At 56.2% G+C, this 1,019-nt stretch carries 1 protein-coding gene; it reads right to left on the reverse strand.

The window, feature by feature from the left end:
• A partial coding sequence (locus R0I78_RS12875) for a transposase (protein WP_317075615.1) occupies window positions 1-1,019 on the reverse strand: 1,019 nt, incomplete at both ends.

Raw genomic sequence — 1,019 nt, forward strand, 5'->3', positions numbered from 1 at the left:
GTCATGGTATGCACCACATTCGGGGCAGTCCCATTTTCTGACCGACAACGGCAGCGACGATAACGTGTGCCCGCAACCCGAACAACGCTTGGAGCTGGGGAACCACTGGTCAATGGCGACCAGTGAGCGACCGGCCCATTCTGCCTTGTACGCCAACTGGCGCACGAACTCGCCCCAGCCGGCGTCGGCAATGGCTTTGCTCAGTTTCGGGTTGCGCATCATGTTTTTCACTGTCAGGGATTCAACGCAGACTACTTGGTTCTCGTTAATCAGTCTGCGGGACAGCTTGTGCAAGTTGTCCTGTCGGCAATCGGAGATTTTAGCGTGAAGTTTCGCCACCTTCTGGCGGGCCTTGGCGCAATTAGCCGAGCCGAGCTTTTTCTTGCTCAGTCGGCGCTGTGCCTTGGCCAGTCTGGCGGCGTATTTCGCAGTATGGCGGGGATTACCGACCCGTTCACCCTGGTCGGTGATAAACAGATCTGTCAGGCCCAGGTCAATGCCGGTCATGTTGGGTGTCACCGGCAGTTTACTGGGCGCGAACTCACACAGGCAGCTCACAAAGTAACGGCCTGCCGAGTCCTTGGAAACGGTGACGGTACTGGGCTCGCCGGGCAGTTCACGGCTCCAGCGAATATTCAGCGGGGTTTTGCTCTTGGCCAGGTACAGCTTGCCGTTCCGGTATTTGAAGGCCGAGCGGGTGAACTCCGCCGACTGGCGGTGGCGTTTACTCTTGAATGCCGGATACTTGGCGCGGCCTTCAAAGAAGTTTTTGAAGGCAGTTTGCTGGTGGCGCAGGCATTGCTGCAAGGGCACACACGACACCTCAGACAGAAACGCCAGCTCAGGATCTTTCTTGAGTTCGGTCAGTCGGGCGTTAACACCAACGTAGCCGATTTTTTCCTGACGCTGATAAAAAGCATCGGTACGCCAGCGCAGTATCGCGTTATAGACAAAACGCACACAACCGAAGGTCTGAGCCAACAGCTCAATTTGTTCGAGGGTCGGGTAAAACCGATATT

This window comes from Oceanimonas sp. CAM02, assembly GCF_032842915.1.
Classification (GTDB): domain Bacteria; phylum Pseudomonadota; class Gammaproteobacteria; order Enterobacterales; family Aeromonadaceae; genus Oceanimonas; species Oceanimonas smirnovii.